Source organism: Pseudoalteromonas sp. RWi3, assembly GCF_054960735.1.
Genome location: NZ_JBHNYL010000011.1, coordinates 21,079 through 40,357, shown reverse-complemented (window position 1 = coordinate 40,357; position 19,279 = coordinate 21,079). Strand labels below are relative to the sequence as shown.

Annotated in this window: 24 protein-coding genes; 15 read left to right on the top strand and 9 right to left on the bottom strand. The window is 40.9% G+C overall.

Annotation, left to right across the window (positions count from 1 at the left end):
- Positions 1–36: 36 nt before the first annotated feature.
- The 6 genes from lptB to ACFI4Z_RS13955 are packed head-to-tail and all read right to left on the bottom strand — an operon-like array spanning position 37 to position 4,350.
- The gene (lptB, locus tag ACFI4Z_RS13980) at positions 37–762 is read right to left on the bottom strand and encodes an LPS export ABC transporter ATP-binding protein (protein WP_099295310.1); all 726 of its coding nucleotides are present in this window, start codon (positions 760–762) and stop codon (positions 37–39) included.
- Entirely contained in the window at positions 759–1,292 is a 534-nt protein-coding gene (lptA, locus tag ACFI4Z_RS13975; protein ID WP_462671119.1) for a lipopolysaccharide transport periplasmic protein LptA, read from the bottom strand. Before lptA ends, lptB begins: the two co-directional genes overlap by 4 nt.
- The gene (gene lptC, locus ACFI4Z_RS13970) at positions 1,282–1,836 is read right to left on the bottom strand and encodes an LPS export ABC transporter periplasmic protein LptC (RefSeq protein ID WP_135473085.1); all 555 of its coding nucleotides are present in this window, start codon (positions 1,834–1,836) and stop codon (positions 1,282–1,284) included. The genes lptA and lptC overlap by 11 nt, the downstream gene beginning before the upstream one ends.
- Complete coding sequence (gene kdsC / locus ACFI4Z_RS13965) at positions 1,833–2,384, bottom strand: 3-deoxy-manno-octulosonate-8-phosphatase KdsC (protein ID WP_462671118.1); 552 nt, start codon at positions 2,382–2,384, stop codon at positions 1,833–1,835. The genes lptC and kdsC overlap by 4 nt, the downstream gene beginning before the upstream one ends.
- Complete coding sequence (locus ACFI4Z_RS13960; protein WP_462671117.1) at positions 2,385–3,356, bottom strand: KpsF/GutQ family sugar-phosphate isomerase; 972 nt, start codon at positions 3,354–3,356, stop codon at positions 2,385–2,387.
- 22 nt (positions 3,357–3,378) lie between these two features.
- Positions 3,379–4,350, bottom strand: coding sequence for a calcium/sodium antiporter (locus ACFI4Z_RS13955; RefSeq protein ID WP_462671116.1), 972 nt, complete (start codon positions 4,348–4,350; stop codon positions 3,379–3,381).
- Between the two features lie 234 nt (positions 4,351–4,584).
- Between ACFI4Z_RS13955 and mlaF the strand changes: the two genes are divergently transcribed.
- Genes mlaF through murA form a run of 7 tightly spaced genes read left to right on the top strand, consistent with a single transcriptional unit; the run spans position 4,585 to position 9,250 of the window.
- Positions 4,585–5,400, top strand: coding sequence for a phospholipid ABC transporter ATP-binding protein MlaF (mlaF, locus tag ACFI4Z_RS13950; RefSeq protein ID WP_099295483.1), 816 nt, complete (start codon positions 4,585–4,587; stop codon positions 5,398–5,400).
- The gene (gene mlaE / locus ACFI4Z_RS13945; RefSeq protein ID WP_099295303.1) at positions 5,400–6,179 is read left to right on the top strand and encodes a lipid asymmetry maintenance ABC transporter permease subunit MlaE; all 780 of its coding nucleotides are present in this window, start codon (positions 5,400–5,402) and stop codon (positions 6,177–6,179) included. Before mlaF ends, mlaE begins: the two co-directional genes overlap by 1 nt.
- A 14-nt stretch (positions 6,180–6,193) precedes the next feature.
- A complete protein-coding gene (mlaD, locus tag ACFI4Z_RS13940; RefSeq protein WP_058560954.1) occupies positions 6,194–6,742 on the top strand; it encodes an outer membrane lipid asymmetry maintenance protein MlaD in 549 nt (182 codons plus the stop codon).
- A gap of 5 nt (positions 6,743–6,747) precedes the next feature.
- Positions 6,748–7,428: an MlaC/ttg2D family ABC transporter substrate-binding protein gene (locus ACFI4Z_RS13935; protein WP_462671115.1), complete on the top strand. Its 681-nt coding sequence runs from the start codon at positions 6,748–6,750 to the stop codon at positions 7,426–7,428.
- Positions 7,421–7,714: an STAS domain-containing protein gene (locus ACFI4Z_RS13930; RefSeq protein ID WP_462671114.1), complete on the top strand. Its 294-nt coding sequence runs from the start codon at positions 7,421–7,423 to the stop codon at positions 7,712–7,714. Before ACFI4Z_RS13935 ends, ACFI4Z_RS13930 begins: the two co-directional genes overlap by 8 nt.
- 5 nt (positions 7,715–7,719) lie before the next feature.
- The gene (locus ACFI4Z_RS13925) at positions 7,720–7,977 is read left to right on the top strand and encodes a BolA family protein (protein ID WP_394192799.1); all 258 of its coding nucleotides are present in this window, start codon (positions 7,720–7,722) and stop codon (positions 7,975–7,977) included.
- Positions 7,978–7,990: 13 nt separating this feature from the next.
- The gene (gene murA / locus ACFI4Z_RS13920) at positions 7,991–9,250 is read left to right on the top strand and encodes a UDP-N-acetylglucosamine 1-carboxyvinyltransferase (RefSeq protein WP_462671113.1); all 1,260 of its coding nucleotides are present in this window, start codon (positions 7,991–7,993) and stop codon (positions 9,248–9,250) included.
- A gap of 39 nt (positions 9,251–9,289) precedes the next feature.
- On the opposite strand, the gene ACFI4Z_RS13915 is transcribed toward murA, so the two are convergent.
- The 3 genes from ACFI4Z_RS13915 to ACFI4Z_RS13905 form a co-directional block, all read right to left on the bottom strand.
- Entirely contained in the window at positions 9,290–10,372 is a 1,083-nt protein-coding gene (locus tag ACFI4Z_RS13915; RefSeq protein WP_462671112.1) for a trypsin-like peptidase domain-containing protein, read from the bottom strand.
- Positions 10,373–10,474: 102 nt separating this feature from the next.
- Positions 10,475–11,827, bottom strand: a complete 1,353-nt coding sequence (locus tag ACFI4Z_RS13910; protein ID WP_462671111.1) for a Do family serine endopeptidase — start codon at positions 11,825–11,827, stop codon at positions 10,475–10,477.
- A 127-nt stretch (positions 11,828–11,954) separates the two neighbouring features.
- Entirely contained in the window at positions 11,955–12,398 is a 444-nt protein-coding gene (locus ACFI4Z_RS13905) for a Z-ring associated ZapG family protein (protein ID WP_462671110.1), read from the bottom strand.
- Positions 12,399–12,576: 178 nt separating this feature from the next.
- Between ACFI4Z_RS13905 and zapE the strand changes: the two genes are divergently transcribed.
- The 8 genes from zapE to ACFI4Z_RS13865 all read left to right on the top strand — a co-directional run bounded on the left by zapE (position 12,577) and on the right by ACFI4Z_RS13865 (position 19,148).
- Positions 12,577–13,665: a cell division protein ZapE gene (gene zapE / locus ACFI4Z_RS13900; RefSeq protein ID WP_462671109.1), complete on the top strand. Its 1,089-nt coding sequence runs from the start codon at positions 12,577–12,579 to the stop codon at positions 13,663–13,665.
- Positions 13,666–13,916: 251 nt separating this feature from the next.
- Positions 13,917–14,345: a 50S ribosomal protein L13 gene (rplM, locus tag ACFI4Z_RS13895; RefSeq protein ID WP_002957960.1), complete on the top strand. Its 429-nt coding sequence runs from the start codon at positions 13,917–13,919 to the stop codon at positions 14,343–14,345.
- 8 nt (positions 14,346–14,353) lie between these two features.
- Positions 14,354–14,746, top strand: coding sequence for a 30S ribosomal protein S9 (gene rpsI, locus ACFI4Z_RS13890; RefSeq protein WP_024600778.1), 393 nt, complete (start codon positions 14,354–14,356; stop codon positions 14,744–14,746).
- Positions 14,747–15,406: 660 nt separating this feature from the next.
- The gene (petA, locus tag ACFI4Z_RS13885) at positions 15,407–15,997 is read left to right on the top strand and encodes a ubiquinol-cytochrome c reductase iron-sulfur subunit (RefSeq protein WP_058560963.1); all 591 of its coding nucleotides are present in this window, start codon (positions 15,407–15,409) and stop codon (positions 15,995–15,997) included.
- Entirely contained in the window at positions 15,997–17,262 is a 1,266-nt protein-coding gene (locus ACFI4Z_RS13880) for a cytochrome b (RefSeq protein WP_058560964.1), read from the top strand. Before petA ends, ACFI4Z_RS13880 begins: the two co-directional genes overlap by 1 nt.
- On the top strand, positions 17,259–18,002 hold the full coding sequence (locus ACFI4Z_RS13875) for a cytochrome c1 (RefSeq protein WP_462671108.1): 744 nt from the start codon (positions 17,259–17,261) through the stop codon (positions 18,000–18,002). The genes ACFI4Z_RS13880 and ACFI4Z_RS13875 overlap by 4 nt, the downstream gene beginning before the upstream one ends.
- Positions 18,003–18,081: 79 nt before the next feature.
- Positions 18,082–18,708: a stringent starvation protein SspA gene (gene sspA / locus ACFI4Z_RS13870; RefSeq protein ID WP_462671107.1), complete on the top strand. Its 627-nt coding sequence runs from the start codon at positions 18,082–18,084 to the stop codon at positions 18,706–18,708.
- Complete coding sequence (locus tag ACFI4Z_RS13865; RefSeq protein WP_462671106.1) at positions 18,708–19,148, top strand: ClpXP protease specificity-enhancing factor; 441 nt, start codon at positions 18,708–18,710, stop codon at positions 19,146–19,148. Before sspA ends, ACFI4Z_RS13865 begins: the two co-directional genes overlap by 1 nt.
- Positions 19,149–19,279: the final 131 nt, after the last annotated feature.

Below are 19,279 nucleotides of genomic sequence, written 5' to 3'. Positions count from 1 at the left end.
GAATTAAGTTTAGCAGATAGTTAGCTGAACGTTGGTTTATAGCCTAAATTGCTCACCCAGATAAACATCGCGTACTGTTTGGTCGGCAAGCACATGTTCAGGAGTGCCTGAAGCAATTAGCTCACCATGAGAAACAATGTAGGCTTTTTCACAAACATCAAGGGTTTCTCGTACATTATGATCTGTAATCAACACCCCGATGCCTCGGTTTTTAAGGTGTTCAATTATTTTCTTTATATCTAACACTGAAATTGGATCAACACCAGCAAAAGGCTCATCTAATAAAATAAATTTAGGGTTTGCGGCTAATGCGCGTGCAATTTCAACTCGGCGGCGTTCACCACCTGATAACGCCATACCTTGGCTATCGCGAATGTGTTGTATGCTAAATTCATCCAGCAGGCCATCCAGAGCTTGTTCTCGGCCTTGCTTATTTAAATCGTTTCGTGTTTCTAATATCGCCATCAAGTTTTGATAAACCGTTAATTTACGAAAAATAGATGACTCTTGCGGTAAATAACCAATACCTAATCGTGCACGGCTATGCATAGGCAGTAATGTAATGTCGTTATCATCAATGCTTATTTTGCCTTTGTCGCTCGGTACTAAACCAACAATCATATAAAAAGTGGTCGTTTTACCTGCACCATTTGGGCCTAGTAAACCGACAATGCTTCCTGCACTTACTTCTAAACCCACACTCTTTACAACTTGGCGGCCTTTATAGCTTTTAGCTAAAAATTCAGCTTTTAACGTACTCATGGCTGACCTTTTGACTTTGCTTTTTTATTTTCGATGGGCACTAAAATAGTATGTACGCGGTCATCTGAGTTTTCATCTTTTTGCGCACTAATTAGTTGCTGCTCCATGTCGTAAGAGATGCTTTTAGCATTGATCTTTTGACCTGCTTGAGTAACCTGGGCATCACCAATTAGGGTTAAGTAACGTTCAGCTACATCGTAACGAACTTCGTTTGCGCTGGCACTCATGATTGAACCGTCATCTTGTTTTTCTTCGAAATAAGCTGGACTGCCTGTTGCAATAAGCAGTTGCTTATTCTCACCTAACTTGTCGCGTTTATGTACTTCTAAGCGGTCAGCAGTAATGCGCCGTGCGCCATGGATTATTTCTACGTTCGATTCAAAAATACCGACATTAGATTTTAGCTGTGCTTGCTGTTTATCGGCACTTATTGATACTTGGTTTGCAGCGGGAAGTTCACTTTGCGCAACACTTGAGTAAGCAATGAATAGGCTTGGAATTACAAGCATTTGGGCAAGTTTATTGGTCATAATATATGGTTCGCGTATGGTTAATTAATTCAATTACTTCGGCTTTTAAATCGGCTTTTAGTCCACGCCCAGTAATTTTTAAATCAGGCCCGACTAACTCTACAGGTTGTTCTGAACTCATGGTTTGTAGCTCAATATCAACCTGGATGTTATCGGCATTAATATGATCTATCATGGCATTTTCTGTAAGGTTAATTGCCGTCACATTGCCTTCTAAAATCAGCTGGTTATTTTCATATAATGTGGCCTCAGCTGCATTAATCTGCCACATTTGCTCTTGATTATATAAAGTAAAAATAGGCTCTTCAAAGTAAGTAAACCCTAACTGCTGATATAGTTCCATTTTTGCAGCAGTTACTTTGTGGCTTATTTTTCCTTGCTCGTCAAAGGCTGTTTGTTTTAATGCGACAGCTGTGTAATCAGGTTTTGCAATAATATCCTCTTCAACGAGCTGCTGTGTGTTAGATTGGTTAAAGTATGGATACCAAAGCCAAACCATACAGCCTATAAATAGTACGCTTAAAATTAAACGCGCACTATTCATGAGCTAGTCCCTGTACTCGTCAGCGGTAGGCCATTTTCAAGCATCAGTAAATCAGTAAGCTCTCTGACCGCACCAAACCCACCCGGTAGCATGGTTGTGTAATGTGCTATTCGTTTTATCAACGGGTGAGCGTCATTAACCGCTACAGCAAAACCAACTTGTTCCATTACAGGTAAATCAGGGCCATCATCACCAATGTAAGCAATTTCATCATCAGTTAAAGCCAATGTATCTTTTAACTCTTGATAGGCTTGTAATTTATTCTCTTGGCCTTGATAAATATGCTTAACAGTTAGACTAGTCATTCGCTGCTGAACAATGTGTGAATGACGCCCTGTAATCACTGCCACTTCAATACCACTTTTTATTAAAGCTTTAATACCAAAGCCGTCTTTAGTGTTAAAGGCTTTTAATTCTTCGCCTTGGTTACCAAGGTAAATTCGGCCATCAGAAAAAACACCATCAATATCGCAGATTAGTAGCTTTACTTTTTTAGCGCGGGTCTGGGTATCTTTACTTAGTGGTTGATATAAATCAGCAAACTGCATTTATAAAACTCCTGCTTTTAGCAAGTCTTGCATATTAAGTGCACCAATAGGGTGTTGGTTATCATCAATAACAATAAGGCCATTTATTCGTTTACGTTCCATGATGTTTAGCGCTTCAGCGGCAAGCATATCGGCTGTCGCTGTGGTACATGAACGCGTCATAACCTCACTGATTAGGGTGTTATGAATATCAATACGTTGTTCTAAAATTCTGCGTAAATCACCATCGGTAAATAGCCCTGTTAGTTGTCCAGCTTCATTCACAACAGCGGTCATACCTAGTCCTTTGGCTGACATTTCTATCAAGGCATCTTTTATGCGCTGGTTATCTTTAATGATAGGCGTTGCATCACCATCGTGCATCAAATCTTTCAAGCACAGTAACAAACGTTTGCCTAAACTTCCGCCAGGATGAGAAAGCGCAAAGTCATCCGCGGTAAAGCCTCTGGTTTCAAGTAAAGCAACTGCAATAGCATCACCCATAGCAAGTGTGGCAGTTGTGCTTGCTGTAGGGGCTAACCCAAGCGGACAGGCTTCTTGTGATACTTTTATACAAACATGCGCATCCGCCCATTTTGCCATCGAAGAGCTTGGGTTACCTGTCATAGCAACAATTTTAGCCCCTATGCGCTTGATAACAGGAATAATATTAAGCACTTCGCTGGTTTCGCCGGAGTTTGATATAAGCATAACGACATCATTTTGAGTGATCATACCTAAATCGCCGTGGCTTGCTTCGCCCGGGTGAACAAAAAAAGCTGGGGTACCAGTGCTTGCAAGTGTTGCAGCAATTTTGTTACCAATATGACCCGACTTGCCCATACCAACAACAATTATTCGCCCTTGGCATTGAAACATTAATTGGCATGCTTTATTAAAGCTATCATCTAGATACTGAATAATATCATCAAGTGCTTGGCGCTCAATTGTGAGTACGCGCTTACCTTGCTCAATAAAATTTAACTGCGTCATTTATTATCCATTTATGTTGGCATTAAGCTACTTGGCTAAAAATATAACCTTGGTACGCTACAAATGCAGCGAGCAGTAAACCACCTTCAATTCTATTTATTCGCTGAGTCCCTTTAATACTTAGCGACATAGCGATTAACGCGAGTGTAGCACCAATCATTATGAGTGCGTCACGGTTTGCTGCTGAAGGGTCTATGATTGATGGGTTTATAATACCTGCCAAAGGCAAAACAGCTAATATGTTAAATATATTTGAGCCAACAATGTTGCCTAATGCAAGGTCATCTTCATTTTTTAACACCCCGGCTATACAGGCTGCTAATTCAGGTAAGCTTGTGCCAATAGCAATAATTGTTAAACCAATAACAAGGTCACTGAGGCCAAAATATTTTGCGATATCAACAGCAGACCCAACTAAAAAATGTGAACTTAAGGGCAGTAATATCATGCCTACCACGAGCCAGAAAAAGGCGTTTTTAGTTGGCACGTTATCTGGCACATCTTCACATGCTTCACTTACAAAAGGGTCATCAGCTTGGTTTTTGTCACGAATAGAAATGATGATTAGTCCGGCGATAAACACAATAAAAGCGATTAATAATGCTAAACCTTCGGCAAATGAAAAGTAGTTGTCAGAGAAAACATACCATGCGCCCAAAGAAACGATTAATACAAGTGGCATTTCACGCTTTAGTGTTGTCGATGACACCAAAAGAGGACGAAGAAGTGCTGTAATACCTAGTACTAATAAAATATTAGTGATATTTGATCCAACGGCATTACCAACGGCAGTGTCGGTTTTACCCGCAAGTGCTGCAGAAGCTGAGACCATCATTTCTGGTGCAGAGGAGCCCATAGCGACAACGGTTAAACCAACAATTAAAGTAGGTACGCCAAAGTTTTTTGCCAGCGCTGCGGCGCCATATACAAAGCGATCTGCGCTCCAAACAAGCCCAGCAAATCCAAGAATCAAAATGACAAAAGAAGTCACCATTACATTACGCCAATTATTCAATATCAAATTTACTTAAATAATATCAAAAGCCAGCTTGAAAGTATAAATAAAAGAATCAGGTCAAGTTGTTAGTAAGGGGGGGGTTAGATATTATGCTAACCTGTGTTTTTCTTGCTTAGGTTGTTATTACATAGAATATTACAAAATTTTACGATTTGTTTTTTCCATCTGAGTACAAAAAGCTTTAAAATAGAAAAAGTAGTGAAAATGATAATGGAGAGCGACTTGTCGCAACCAATAGTAGAAATCAAGGATGTAAGCTTTTCAAGGGGCGATAGAAGCATATATAAAAATATGAGCTTCAGCGTTCCTAAAGGTAAGATCACTGCCATTATGGGGCCCAGCGGTATAGGTAAAACAACCATGCTGCGATTAATTGGTGGTCAATTAAAACCTGATAGCGGCACGATTTTATTTGAAGGTGATAATATCCCAACCATGACGCGCAAAGAGCTTTATGCTGCGCGTACCAAAATGAGTATGTTGTTTCAAAGCGGCGCATTGTTTACCGATATGTCAGTGTTTGACAATATCGCTTTTCCACTTAGAGAGCATACCCGTCTTAGCGAAGATTTAATCCGTCTTGTCGTATTGATGAAACTTCAGGCCGTTGGCTTGCGCGGTGCACAAGACTTGATGCCTTCGGAACTCTCTGGTGGCATGGCACGACGTGCAGCCTTGGCGCGTTCAATAGCACTTGATCCAGAGCTCATTATGTATGACGAGCCATTTGCTGGACAAGACCCTATCTCAATGGGGGTTTTGGTCAAGCTAATCAAATCACTTAACCAAGTATTAGGCTTATCTTCATTAATAGTTACGCATGATGTAACAGAAGTTATGAGTATCGCGGATCATGTTATTATCATTGCTGACCAAGGTGTGATTGGAAGTGGTTCTCCTGAGCAAATGCGTAATCATGAATCGCCATTAGTGCAGCAGTTCTTAAAAGGGCTTTCAGATGGGCCTGTACCGTTCCATTTTCCCGCAGAACCTTATAATGATGAACTACTTGGAGTGCTTAGCTAATGTTCGATATGTTACAAAAGCTAGGTCAGAAAACATTTGGCCGATTTGCAGCGCTTGGTCGCTCTACCCAAATGTTAATTGGCGCGTTGTGGAACTTACCAAACTTTCGTAAAGGAACCCCATTACTTGTTCGTCAGTTATATATGGTTGGTTCGCAATCATTACTGATTATTATGGTATCAGGCTTATTTATCGGTATGGTGCTCGCGTTGCAAGGTTACACCGTATTGGTGGGCTATGGTGCTGAGGATAGTCTTGGGCCATTGGTTGCGTTAAGTTTACTTAGAGAGTTGGGGCCTGTAGTGACAGCTCTTCTATTTGCTGGACGAGCAGGAAGTGCGCTAACCGCAGAGATAGGCCTTATGAAAGCAACCGAGCAGCTTTCAAGCTTAGAAATGATGGCTATCGATCCACTTAAACGCATTATAGCGCCACGGTTTTGGGCAGGCTTTATCAGTATGCCGTTACTTGCATTGATATTTTCAGCGGTCGCTATAATCGGTGCTCACTTAGTGGGTGTAGATTGGTTAGGGGTCGATACAGGTAGCTTTTGGTCAATCATGCAATCTCAAGTGTCATTCCAGCAGGATATTTTAAATGGCATGATCAAGAGTTTTGTATTTGCCATCGTTGTAACCTGGATTGCACTTTATAAAGGGTATGACTGTGTGCCGACATCAGAAGGTATCAGTAAAGCAACAACAGAGACCGTTGTGCACTCATCTCTGGCTGTTTTAGGGTTTGATTTTATTTTGACAGCGGTAATGTTTACCAGCTAAAAAAGGTATAGATAATGAATTCACGGAAATTAGAAATTTTAGTTGGCTTTTTCGTAGCTTTAGGGATTGCAGCATTTGCAATGTTGGCATTGAAAGTGGCTAACGCAGGTATTAGTGGTAATGGGGATACTTATTTATTAAAGGCTAAATTTGATAATATTGGCTCACTAAAAGCACGAGCGCCTATCAAAGTCGGTGGCGTAGTTGTTGGCCGTGTTGAAGCAATCTCTATCCATCCTCAAGAGTTTTTACCCGTGGTTGATATGACTATTGATGCGCAATACCAATGTCGATTTTCAGACACTAGCTCAGTGTCTATTTTAACATCAGGTATTTTAGGTGAGCAGTACTTAGGCATTAATCCGGTTATTGCGCCTAAATCAGCTGAGCAGGCATGTTTAGGACTTGAAGTAACAAGCAATGATGGCGATTTAGGATTGGATGAGTTATTTGGTGTCGAGAGTAAAGCATTAAACGATGGTGACTTTATTACGGATACCAAGTCAGCGTTAGTACTTGAAGAATTAATTGGGCAGTTCTTATTCAACCAAGGTGGCGAGTAATTATTATGTTTAAAAAACTTTTAGCGCTAGTTGCATTTGCTTTTATCGCAACCAATGCAAATGCAAATACAGACCAAGTAAATTTAAAAGACCCATACAAAATGGTGCGCCAAGTATCGGATAATACTTTTCAACGTATTACCCGAGACCAGCCACTGATTGAAAAAAACAAAGAGCATTTACGAGTTATTGTTACTGAAGAATTAATGCCATACATTGATTACAAATACGCTGCCCTTCGCGTGTTAGGCAGCCATGTATCAAAAGTCCGTGCGATTAAAGATCCTAGCGAACAAAAACAAGCAATTGAAGATATCAAAATATTTATAGATGTTTTTCAAGAGTACTTAATTGCTACATATGCGGGTGTATTTACCCAATACACTAATCAGCAGGTTGAGTTTGCTCCTAGCCGAGAATTTGCCGGACAAGATGTTGTTCTAGTTAAAACCAAAATTGTTGACCCAGGTAAACCGGATATCAAAATTGACTTTAAGGTCCGCGAAGATAGAAGTGGTGAATGGCGTGCGTACGACATGGTTGCAGAAGGCATTAGTTTACTTGATGCAAAGCAAAGTGAGCTTCAAGGTATTCTTCGCCAGCAAGGTATTGAGCACGTAAGTAACCTGCTTAAGCAAAAAAGCCAGTTACCGGTCCAATTTAGAGGCGATGGTGGTAATGAGTAAAGTAAGCGTTACTCAAGTAACCGATCATGAGTTTCGAGTCAGTGGTGAACTGACGCGAAACTCAATCGCAACTGAACGGCTTCTTAATAAAAACTCACAAAGTAGCCATAAAACTTGGTATTTTGACCTTTCTGAGGTGTCTAGGGTTGACACAGCGGGCTTAGCTTGGTTAATTCACTCTTTCGCAGAATTAAAGCAGCAAGGCATTCGCCTTGAATTGCAAAATATTCCTGAACAGCTGCAAAATTTAATGCAGTTGGGGCAGGTTACAACCTTATTTGAGTGAGAGTTATGCAAACAAGCGAAGTCGAAACATTATTACGCGACGAATTACAATTAGCAGAAGTACATGTTAAAGCCAATGGTAGCCATTATGAAGTGGTTGCAGTGGGTGATTGTTTTGATGGCTTAAGCCGTGTTAAAAAGCAGCAGTTAGTATATGGTCCATTAATGAACACTATCTCTGACGGTACGATCCATGCTGTATCTATTCGTGCATTCACACCTACAGAGTGGAAGCGTGAACAAAAATTTATCTTACCGCAATAGTTAAGGCCTCCTAATGGATCAATTTGTAATTCAAGGTGGCACTGGCTTAGCTGGTGAAGTTACCATTTCTGGCGCTAAAAATGCCGCATTACCTATTCTTTTTGCTGCATTATTGGCTGATGGAAAAAGTACTTTCAAAAATGTTCCACGGCTACGTGATATTGGCACAACAGAAGCGCTATTACAGACGCTCGGTGCACAAGTGCTGTGGCAAAATGACCAACTTGTTATTGATGGTGCGACAGTAAATAAAACACTCGCACCTTACGAGTTAGTAAAACAAATGCGTGCTTCGGTTCTTGCTTTAGGGCCTTTGCTAGCTCGCTTTGGACAAGCTCAGGTTTCCCTTCCTGGTGGCTGTGCTATCGGTGCCCGCCCTGTTGATATCCATATCCAAGGTCTTGAGCGCATGGGCGCAACTATCAAGGTTGAAAATGGCTATATCAATGCCAGTGTAGAAGGGCGTTTGAAAGGCGCTGAAATCTTCATGGAAATGGTCAGTGTCGGTGCAACTGAAAACTTGTTAATGGCAGCGACTTTGGCCGATGGTAAAACGGTTTTAGAAAATGCAGCACGTGAACCAGAGATCACTGATTTAGCGGCCTGCTTAACCGCGATGGGCGCTAAAATATCGGGTGCAGGCACTAGCCGCATTGAGGTCGAAGGTGTTGAGAAGCTAAATGGTTGTGAACATCGTATTTTACCTGATCGTATAGAAACCGGCACTTTCTTGGTTGCGGCGGCAATGGCAGGTGGCGAAGTGCTATGTAAATCAACTGATTTCCATAGTCTTGAACCTGTTATTGAAAAGCTTCGCGCAGCCAATGCACTAGTCGAAGTGACCGATGACAGCATATATTTAGATATGCGTAACCATGAATTAAAAGCGGTTAATATTAAAACTATGCCACACCCTGGTTTCCCAACTGACATGCAAGCACAATTTACAGCGCTTAATGTTGTGGCTAATGGTAGTGCAACAATTACAGAAACGATTTTCGAAAACCGTTTCATGCATGTACCAGAACTACAGCGTATGGGTGCTAATATCCGTTTAGAGGGAAACACTGCAATTTGTGGTGAGACCGAAAGCTTAAGCGGTGCGCAAGTGATGGCAACAGATTTGCGTGCTTCGGCGAGTTTGATTTTAACCGGAATTGTAGCCAAAGGTGAAACTATTGTAGATCGTATCTATCATGTTGATCGTGGTTACCAACGTATTGAAGATAAGCTCAGTGCTTTAGGTGCAAATATTAAACGTAGAAGTAGTTAATAGCCTAAAACCTAGGTCCTAGCTTCTAGGCCCTAGGTTTTACAGTTCCGTTTCAAGTTCGGCCACTTTGACCATCACTTTTAAAATTTCCCCACTTCGATAAAGCTGAAACTCAATCTCATTTCCAGGTTCAGAATTTCCTATTAACGTAAGTGTACGTTGCGGGTTACTGACATCTTTCCTTGCTATCTTAACGATTATATCTTGCTCTTTTATACCAGCCTGCCATGCAGGACCAAAAGGGTCTAGGCTTGTTATACGAAGCCCTGCAACGGGAGTATAATTGTCGCTTACTTCTTTACCAGTATTATCAACAGCAGTGCCTGTGAAGCCTAAATAACCTCTTACAACACGGCCATGACGGATTAGTTTATCCATTACTTCTTTTGCTAAAGAATAGGGCACAGCGAAGAAAATACCTTGGATATCCAAATTTTCACGTGTTTTAAACTGCGCCGAAGTGATCCCCACCAAATCACCTCTAGAGTTAACCAACGCACCGCCTGAGTTTCCTACATTTATAGCGGCATCCATTTGTAACAAGCTATTGAACGGGCTGTCAGTGATTTTTTGTTTGCCTGTTGCGCTGATTATTCCTTGGGTAATTGTTTGCCCTAAATTTAGTGGATTTCCTATAGCGAGTACTACATCACCCACACGTGGATTAAAGTTATTATTCACTGGGATAACGGGCAAGTGCTCAGCATTAATTTTTAATAACGCCAAATCGGTAATTGTGTCAAAGCCAATAAGTTGCACATCAAAAAAGCGGCGACCATCAGTGAGGATCACCATTATTTGATCAGCATTATTGATCACATGGTAGTTAGTTAATATATAACCATCTCTCGACATGATGACTCCTGAGCCAAGCTCTTGAACTGTATTTTGGCGCTTGTATCGAGGTTGACTAGAAATGCTTTCTGAAAAAATGGTGACAACCGAGGGGCCTGCTCGTTCTACGGCGTCTGAAAAACTCAAATGTTGACTGGTTATGGCACTTGGCAAGGCAACATTCGGTAAAAGGCTAGCTCGCATAGTTGGACTAAAAAATACCACTAAGAAAGCAATACCGAGACCAGCAAATAAAGGAGGAAGTACAAATTTAAAAAATTTCAGCACGATATTCTTATTATTAAGGGGCAATCCCTTTATTTTGGCACAAAAAAAATAACAGCGGCAAGTGCCGCTGTTACAAATTCAGTTATTTAATCAATATTTGTATTATTGAATCAGTACAAACACAGATTCTCGGCCTCTTTGCACACCAAGAACAATATTACCTCTCGTGTTCTCGATGATTTTGTTCATGTCTCTGATGTTTTCTACACGTTGGCGGTTAACTTGCATAATGATATCACCTTCTTCCAAGCCAACACGTGCGGCAGGTGAGCGAGGGTCAACGGAAGTCAGCTCAACACCCTTCATGCCATTTTTTTGCGTGCTTTCTAACGTTGCACCTTGGAATGCTGGGTGTAATTCATCACCTGAAGCGCTTTGGCCAGAAGCACCATCAAGAGTTACATTAACTATTTTTACTTTACCGTCACGGTAAATACCTAGTTTCACTTTTTTACCTTCGCCTAGTGTCGCAATCTTACTGCGTAGTTCATGGAATCCGCTTATATCAGTACCATCAACACTAGTAATTACATCACCTGCTTTAATACCTGCTTTGCTAGCGGCAGAATCATCCATTACTTGCATGACATAGGCCCCTTGCTTAACATCGAGTTTCTGTGCTTTAGCCAGACCAGCATCCAGTGGGCGTCCAGAAATACCTAAAGATCCTCTGCGCGTTTCACCATGTTCAATTATTTGATCAACTAGGTTTTTCATCATATTCGATGGAATTGCAAAACCGATACCTACATTCCCACCTGAAGCACCTAAAATAGCGGTATTGATACCAATTAGCTCACCGTTTAAGTTTACTAATGCACCACCAGAGTTACCTTGGTTGATTGCGGCATCAGTTTGAATGAAATCTTCATAACCTTCAATATTTAGGCCGCTGCGGCCAAGCGCACTAACAATACCTGATGTTACTGTGTGGCTTAAGCCAAATGGGTTACCGATTGCGACCGCAAAATCACCCACACGCAGTTGATCTGAATTAGCTAGTTTGATTTCGACTAAGTCATCAGCATCAATTTGTAATAACGCAATGTCAGATTCTTTATCACTGCCGATCCGTTTAGCTTCGTACTCGCGGCCATCTTCAAGTGTAACAAGCATTTTTTCTGCATCTTGCACAACGTGATTATTGGTTACTACATAGCCCTCATCAGCATCAATAATAACACCAGACCCTAATCCACTAAATTCACGCTTTTGGCTGCGTGGCTGAGGATTACCAAAAAAGAAGTCAAGGGGATCGGCGCGTCTGCGTACTTCTTTAGAACCTGATACTTGTATACTCACAACACCTGGGGTGATTTGTTCTAGCATTGGGGCTAAAGTTGGTAATTGTTGACCATTTACTGCAATTGGCATTTTTGCCATTGAAACTGCAGGGGTTAATAGTAGGCTCGCAGATAGAACAGCTGCGCTGATTAACGATAATTTCATTTTCATAGTCAAGGTTTACTCCACATCACAGGAAAAGTAAAAACTAAAAAGGCTGCAAATAGCAGCCTCATTAAGGTATAGATATTATATAAAGCTGTTATATCTAAAGACTATGGGGTCAAAAAAAAGTTCCTCAAGATGCTTTCGATTCTTCCGAAACTTTGTTGTCACCAGCAAATAAACCAGATTCACCCGAGACATAATCAGCAGGCTGAGCATTGGCAGATGAACGGTCGCTTTGACGCTCCTTTAAAGAGCGTTGAAGCTGTTCTGTGGTTTCTTTTGAGAAAAATGGTTCAGCAGGGTGCTGCTTTTTATCATTAAGTAATAACTTATTTGTTTCATCAACATGGTTTAAAAGCTGATCATAATTGTCTTTCATGCGATTTACTAGCTTACCGGTACTTGCTAAGTGATCGGCAACATCTTGGCGATACTGCTCTAGTGCATGCTTAGCTTGCTCTGCTTGTTCTTCTAGTTCATCTTGCTTAAATTGTTTTTTAGTCACAAAAGCGCCCAAAAAGAATGCTGCTACGGCAACAATAACAATAATACCAATCCAAGTAACGGTGCCCATAAATTCTACCCCTTTGGGAAATAAAAACGAAAAAATTGCGTGTGTAATTAATAAGTTTAGTTTGTGCTTAAATAACCTGAGCTCAGGTTAAATAAATCTTACTATCTCTAATATACCCCGAGTTACGATGCGTGTTAATATATTGCGCAAATTAAACCGTGTTTTATTGTAACTACCTATGACTCCTTGGCAAAAATACCAGCAAGATTTACAGCGTGATGATTTTGTACATGATGCTGCGCAAGAAAATGCAGTGCGTCATTTACAGCGACTATACGATGACTTAACCGCTGCAAAGCCAGCTGAAAAAGGCTGGTTTGCAAAGCTATTTAATAAAGATAGCACGCCAGCTATAAAAGGCCTGTACTTTTGGGGAGGTGTAGGACGCGGTAAAACCTACTTAGTTGATACATTTTATGAAGCGCTACCTGGTGAGCGCAAGATGCGTGTTCATTTTCATCGCTTTATGCACCGAGTTCATGACGAACTTAAAAAGTTAAATAATAAATCAAATCCATTGGAAATTGTTGCGGATATATTTAAAGCAGAAACAGATATCATCTGCTTTGATGAATTTTTTGTGCAAGACATCACCGACGCTATGTTGCTGGGTGGGTTAATGGAAGCGTTATTTGAACGTGGCATTGTTTTAGTGGCGACTTCTAATATTGTGCCAGATGAGCTTTATCGCAATGGGCTTCAGCGTGCACGTTTTTTACCTGCGATTGCATTAGTTAATGAAAATACTGAAATCGTTAATGTTGATTCGGGTATTGATTATCGCTTGCGCACACTTGAGCAAGCTGAAATATTTCATAGCCCACTAGATACAAAAGCCGATCAGAACTTGTTTGAATATTTTGATAAGTTGTCGCCAGAGCCGGGCACCTTGGATACAGCCATAGAAATTGAAGGGCGGATGATCATAACTCGCAAGGTATCAGATTGTATTGTGATGTTTGATTTTCCTGAACTATGTGAAACGGCCCGCAGCCAAGTGGACTATATGGAAATAAGCCGTTTGTATAACACGGTTATTTTATCAAATGTAAAACAGCTTGGACAAAGTAACGACGATGCCGCGCGCCGCTTTATAGCATTAGTTGATGAATTTTATGAGCGTAATGTGACACTAATCATCTCAGCAGAAAAACCGATCACTGAACTTTATACTCAAGGGAATCTAAACTTTGAGTTCAAACGCTGTATTAGTCGATTACAAGAAATGCAGTCACTAGAGTATCTTGCAAGAGAGCATTTAGCTTAATGAACCTGAGCTTTGGTTAATTAAATAGAGCACTTAAATTTCTTGCGGAAAAAACAAGCGCTAGGTAGCAATGTGGTTTAAGTGCTGGTATACTCCCGCGTCTGCCACGTTGCGTTCTATTGCCTTCATTAGCTTAGCCTCTTTTGAATGGCGCAAAAGTCTTAAACTCGAAGGGGTTGGAGCAAACATTTAGAGCGGTAATTAATAATAATTACCTGTGGTTTTAATTGAAAAACATTGGATTTTTATAAATGAAAACGTTTGTTGCTAAGCCAGAAACAGTAAAACGTGACTGGTACGTAGTTGACGCTGAAGGTAAAACTTTAGGTCGCATCGCTACTGAAATCGCTCATCGCCTACGCGGTAAGCACAAAGCTGAATATACTCCACACGTAGATACTGGTGATTACATCATCGTTATCAACGCGGAGAAAGTTACTGTAACTGGTAACAAATTCAAAGATAAAGTTTACTACGCTCACTCTGGTTTCCCAGGTGGTCTTAAGTCTACTACTTTTGATAAACTTCAAGCTGCAAAGCCTGAAATGATCATCGAAAAAGCTGTTAAAGGCATGTTGCCACGTGGTCCTTTAGGCCGCGCTATGTACCGTAAACTTAAAGTTTACGCGGGTACTGAGCACAACCATGCTGCACAACAGCCTCAGGTTCTAGACATTTAAGGAGCACTATCATGGCAAATCAATACTACGGTACAGGTCGTCGTAAAAGTTCAAGTGCTCGCGTATTCTTACGCCCAGGCACTGGTAACATCGTAATCAACAAGCGCTCTTTAGAAGAGTACTTTGGTCGCGAAACAGCACGTATGGTTGTTCGTCAAGCTCTTGAGCTTGTAGATATGACTGAAAAGTTTGACTTACACATCACTGTTGCAGGTGGTGGTACTACAGGTCAAGCTGGCGCAATCCGTCACGGTATCACTCGTGCACTTATGGAGTTTGACGAGTCACTACGTCCACAACTTCGTAAAGCCGGTTTCGTTACTCGTGATGCGCGTAAAGTTGAGCGTAAGAAAGTGGGTCTTAAGAAAGCACGTAAGCGTCCACAGTTCTCAAAACGTTAATATTACGTTTTACAGAATTCCAAAAACCCAGCCTCGGCTGGGTTTTTTGTTTATGGATGAAAAAGTTAGCGATAAACACAGTGTTATCCTATACACCGTAGCGTGGGTTGAGTATCACCAAACCTACGAGCAAAAACCCCCCCCCCCAAAGCTCGATGCATCCCTTTAAAACGGATTGCAGTAAATTTGAGAAACTCGCACTTTTATCAAGTAATCAGCAAACGAGTATTAAATATACGCCTAATAATTAACCTGCTTGGGCCTTTACTGCGTATAACTTTAAAAAAAGTTCAATAATAATCATAATAAGTGTAAATCCATCAGTTAATTGATGGATTTTTTTGCTACAATTGTCTGGCAAGTAATGTGAGTGAGTTCAACAGCACCATGTGCAGTTTATCTGCTTCCTCTTAGTGAGGTTGATCTTGGTCAGTATATTGTTTTTGTAAAAGTTATATCATAGAGACGGCTCTATGCTCGAGCTAGCTTAATTAGTTTTTGATAAAGTCAGGATTATTCGAGCATGAGGCTGTTAATAACCTTGTTTTAATAATGGGTTTTAATTATGATCGCTTCTATTTTAAAATTTCGAAAAATTAACCTGCTGTAACTGATGTTCTCAATATAGCAAGTGTTGGGAATCATAGTGGAGATAAGTGGATGAGCAATGCGCCTGTAGACAATGGCCGACGTCGCTTTTTAACCATAGCTACCTCTGTTGTTGGTGGTGTTGGTGCGGCTGGGGCTGCTGTTCCTTTTATTGCGTCTTGGAATCCAAGTGAGCGAGCTAAATCTGCGGGTGCGCCTGTAGAAGTAGATATCAGCAAACTTGAGCCAGGACAATTAATACGTGTCGAGTGGCGTGGTAAACCTGTATGGGTTGTATCACGGACCCCAAAAATGCTTGAGCAGATGAAAGCTCACGAAGGTCAACTTCGTGATCCGCAATCGCAAGAGCCACAACAATTAGAATCATCAACGAATGATTTTCGTTCAATACGTCCAGAGATTTTTGTCGCTGTTGGTATTTGTACGCATCTAGGGTGTTCACCTAGCTTCCTACAAGGTGGCTTTGGCGAAAAAGTGGAAGGGACTGAAGACGGTTTTTACTGTCCATGTCATGGTTCTAAATTTGATATGGCTGGCCGTGTATTCCAATCGGTACCAGCACCATTAAACCTAGAAATTCCACCATATACTTTTCTTGATGAGACCACTATTTTAGTGGGCGAAGAACAAGGGGTGGCCTAATGTTTGGTAAAATTGTTGATTGGATAGACGACCGTATCCCAATGACACGTGTTTGGAACATGCATATTGCACAGTATCCAGCACCTAAAAACTTTAACTTCTGGTACTTCTTTGGCTCTCTAGCCATGTTGGTACTAGTAAACCAAATCCTAACTGGGATTTGGTTAACAATGAACTACGTGCCTTCAGCTGAAGGGGCGTTTGCTTCTATTGAATACATCATGCGTGATGTTGAGTATGGTTGGCTTTTACGCTATCTACATTCAACGGGTGCATCAGCATTCTTCATTGTTGTATACCTTCATATGTTCCGTGGCATGATCTACGGTTCTTACCAAAAGCCGCGTGAATTACTATGGTTGTTTGGTATGTTCATTTTCTTAGCCCTAATGGCTGAAGCGTTCATGGGATATTTATTACCATGGGGCCAAATGTCGTTCTGGGGTGCGCAGGTAATCATTTCTCTATTCGGTGCGATTCCGGTTATTGGTGATGATTTAACACTGTGGATCCGTGGTGACTACGTAATTTCTGGTGCAACGCTTAACCGCTTCTTTGCATTACATGTAATTGCATTACCATTGGTTATCGTTATCTTAGTATTCTTACACATTGTTGCACTACATGAAGTGGGTTCAAACAATCCAGACGGTATTGATAACAAACGTAAGAAAGGAACCGTGGCTGAAGAAGATAAGCCTAAATTTAAGTTCCATGAATACTATACTGATAAGAAAGACATTATTGATGCGATACCGTTCCACCCTTATTACACAGTAAAAGATATTGTGGGCGTGGTTGGTTTCTTAATCTTGTTCTGTTGGGTTGTGTTCTTTATGCCAGCGATGGGTGGTTTCTTCCTAGAAGCGCCAAACTTTGAAGCTGCTAACCCTCTTAAAACACCAGAGCATATTTTCCCTGTTTGGTACTTCACGCCATTCTATGCAATCTTGCGTGCAATCCCTGATAAGTTAATGGGTGTTGCTGCAATGGGCGCATCAATTGTTGTACTCGCATTGTTGCCTTGGATTGACCGTGGTTCGGTTCGTTCAGTTCGTTATCGTTGTGGTTTCCATAAATGGAACATTGCAGGTTTTGTTGTTACTTTTGTTCTTTTAGGTTGGGTTGGTGCTACACCACAAACTGATTTTAAAACAATTGTTTCGCAAGTCTGTACTGTGACTTACTTTATGTTCTTCGTACTGTTATTTGTTTACAGTAAGAATGAAAAAACTAAGCCATTGCCTGAGAGGTTAACGAAATGATGAAAAAACTACTTATTGGTTTATTCGCTTTATCAGTAAATGTTTTACCTGCAATGGCGGCAGGCCCGTCAGTTCCATTAATGGAAGCGGGTAACGACATCTCTGATCAACCATCTTTACAACGCGGTGCTAAGTTGTTCATGAACTACTGCCTTGGTTGTCACCAAATGCAGTACCAGCGTTATGAGCGTACTTTCCGTGATATTGGTATTCCAACGGATGTTGGACAAGAGCAACTTATTTTTGACGGTTCAAAAGTAGGTAGTCACATTACCAATGCGATGGCAAAAGATGATGCAGCAAAATGGTTTGGCGCTGCGCCACCTGATTTGACTAATGTTGCACGTGTTCGTGGAAGTGATTGGATTTATACTTATTTAAAATCATTTTACAAAGACGAATCTCGTCCATTTGGCGTAAATAATACGCTGTTTCCATCGGTAGGTATGCCGCACGTCCTGCAAGAATTGCAGGGTTTGCCAACACCTATTGTCGAAGAAGTTGAAGAAAACGGTCAGAAAGTGACTAAAATCGTCGGCATTGAGACAGATGGTAGTGGCGAAATGAGTGTGGATGAATACGACCAAGCGGCTCGTGACTTAACCAACTTCCTTGAGTATGTAGGTGAGCCTACACGCCTTGAGTCTGAAGCGTTAGGTATTAAGGTAATTGGATTTTTAATTATCCTATTTATCTTGGCATTCATGCTGAAGAAAGAATACTGGAGAGATGTTCATTAATTTTGAACATATTTAAAGGTAATTTTGCAATAGGGGCTTAAGCCCCTATTGCTGTTTTAGTTATATAATGGAGGTAGGCATGGCCGTAGCTGCCAATAAGCGCCCTGTAATGACCCTTTTTTCTGGTGCTAACTGTATGTACAGTCACCAAGTACGTATTGTACTTGCAGAAAAAGGTGTAAGTGTAGATATTCATTTGGCTGAAAAGGATAATCTGCCAGAAGCACTTCACGAAATTAACCCTTACGGTACAGTGCCAACACTGATTGACCGTGAGCTTGGTTTATATCAGGCAAACATCATCATGGAATACCTTGATGAACGTTTTCCTCATCCTCCACTAATGCCTGTTTACCCGGTAATGCGTGGTCGTAGCCGTTTGATGATGCACCGTATCGATACTGACTGGTATAGCCTAGCGGCAAAAATCTATGCTAATGGTTCAGAATCTGCTCAAGCACGTAAAGAGCTAACTGAAGCATTGCTTGCAGTTTCAGCAATTTTCACTGAAGCGCCATACTTTATGAGCGAAGAATTCAGCTTAGTTGATTGTTACTTAGCACCACTGTTATGGCGTTTACCAGAGCTTGGTATTGAGCTAAATGGTGCGGGTTCTAAAGAAATGAAAGAGTACATGATACGTTTATTCGAACGTGAATCTTTCCAAGCTTCTTTAACGGAAGCTGAGCGTGAGATCCGTTTGTAATGACATCTAATCGTCCTTATTTGCTTCGTGCATTTTTTGATTGGATTGTTGATAATCAATGTACACCACATCTAGTAGTGAACGCTGATTTTCCTGCAGTGCAAATTCCAACACAATTTGTCCAAGATGGTCAGATTGTTTTGAATATTAGCCCGTCAGCCGTTACGCAGTTTTCGATGGATAACCAGCAATTGAGTTTTAATGCTCGATTTGGTGGTCAACCAATGCAAGTATATGTACCAATAGGTGCTGTACTTGCAATATATGCACGTGAAAACGGTGAAGGAACTGTATTTACCGCTGAAGAGTTTTTAGAGGACGAAGACGATTTTGCGCTACAGCCAGAGCCGGTTGAACTAGTTGATGAACCGATCATTGATGAGCCTGAGTCACCTAAACCTGACAAGAAGAAAGGGTCACATTTACGTGTTATTAAATAAGACGTGAATAATTAAAAAAGCCGCTTTATAGCGGTTTTTTTGTGTCTGAAAGATTATAAATATTGTAGGTAATAGATTTTACATACCTGTTTTGAGTCTTAATACACACTATTTGATAAACTTTGTTACAT

Excerpts from the sequence above, each read along its gene's own strand:
- mlaD (WP_058560954.1), top strand. The coding sequence starts at position 6,194 with ATGAATTCACGGAAATTAGAAATTTTAGTTGGCTTTTTCGTAGCTTTA.
- ACFI4Z_RS13960 (WP_462671117.1), bottom strand. The coding sequence starts at position 3,356 with ATGACGCAGTTAAATTTTATTGAGCAAGGTAAGCGCGTACTCACAATT.
- ACFI4Z_RS13865 (WP_462671106.1), top strand. The coding sequence starts at position 18,708 with ATGACATCTAATCGTCCTTATTTGCTTCGTGCATTTTTTGATTGGATT.
- ACFI4Z_RS13955 (WP_462671116.1), bottom strand. The coding sequence starts at position 4,350 with ATGGTGACTTCTTTTGTCATTTTGATTCTTGGATTTGCTGGGCTTGTT.
- ACFI4Z_RS13880 (WP_058560964.1), top strand. The coding sequence starts at position 15,997 with ATGTTTGGTAAAATTGTTGATTGGATAGACGACCGTATCCCAATGACA.
- ACFI4Z_RS13935 (WP_462671115.1), top strand. The coding sequence starts at position 6,748 with ATGTTTAAAAAACTTTTAGCGCTAGTTGCATTTGCTTTTATCGCAACC.
- ACFI4Z_RS13910 (WP_462671111.1), bottom strand. The coding sequence starts at position 11,827 with ATGAAAATGAAATTATCGTTAATCAGCGCAGCTGTTCTATCTGCGAGC.
- sspA (WP_462671107.1), top strand. The coding sequence starts at position 18,082 with ATGGCCGTAGCTGCCAATAAGCGCCCTGTAATGACCCTTTTTTCTGGT.
- mlaF (WP_099295483.1), top strand. The coding sequence starts at position 4,585 with ATGGAGAGCGACTTGTCGCAACCAATAGTAGAAATCAAGGATGTAAGC.
- ACFI4Z_RS13905 (WP_462671110.1), bottom strand. The coding sequence starts at position 12,398 with ATGGGCACCGTTACTTGGATTGGTATTATTGTTATTGTTGCCGTAGCA.
- lptA (WP_462671119.1), bottom strand. The coding sequence starts at position 1,292 with ATGACCAATAAACTTGCCCAAATGCTTGTAATTCCAAGCCTATTCATT.
- ACFI4Z_RS13875 (WP_462671108.1), top strand. The coding sequence starts at position 17,259 with ATGATGAAAAAACTACTTATTGGTTTATTCGCTTTATCAGTAAATGTT.
- petA (WP_058560963.1), top strand. The coding sequence starts at position 15,407 with ATGAGCAATGCGCCTGTAGACAATGGCCGACGTCGCTTTTTAACCATA.
- zapE (WP_462671109.1), top strand. The coding sequence starts at position 12,577 with ATGACTCCTTGGCAAAAATACCAGCAAGATTTACAGCGTGATGATTTT.
- rplM (WP_002957960.1), top strand. The coding sequence starts at position 13,917 with ATGAAAACGTTTGTTGCTAAGCCAGAAACAGTAAAACGTGACTGGTAC.
- ACFI4Z_RS13925 (WP_394192799.1), top strand. The coding sequence starts at position 7,720 with ATGCAAACAAGCGAAGTCGAAACATTATTACGCGACGAATTACAATTA.
- lptC (WP_135473085.1), bottom strand. The coding sequence starts at position 1,836 with ATGAATAGTGCGCGTTTAATTTTAAGCGTACTATTTATAGGCTGTATG.
- murA (WP_462671113.1), top strand. The coding sequence starts at position 7,991 with ATGGATCAATTTGTAATTCAAGGTGGCACTGGCTTAGCTGGTGAAGTT.
- mlaE (WP_099295303.1), top strand. The coding sequence starts at position 5,400 with ATGTTCGATATGTTACAAAAGCTAGGTCAGAAAACATTTGGCCGATTT.
- ACFI4Z_RS13930 (WP_462671114.1), top strand. The coding sequence starts at position 7,421 with ATGAGTAAAGTAAGCGTTACTCAAGTAACCGATCATGAGTTTCGAGTC.
- lptB (WP_099295310.1), bottom strand. The coding sequence starts at position 762 with ATGAGTACGTTAAAAGCTGAATTTTTAGCTAAAAGCTATAAAGGCCGC.
- kdsC (WP_462671118.1), bottom strand. The coding sequence starts at position 2,384 with ATGCAGTTTGCTGATTTATATCAACCACTAAGTAAAGATACCCAGACC.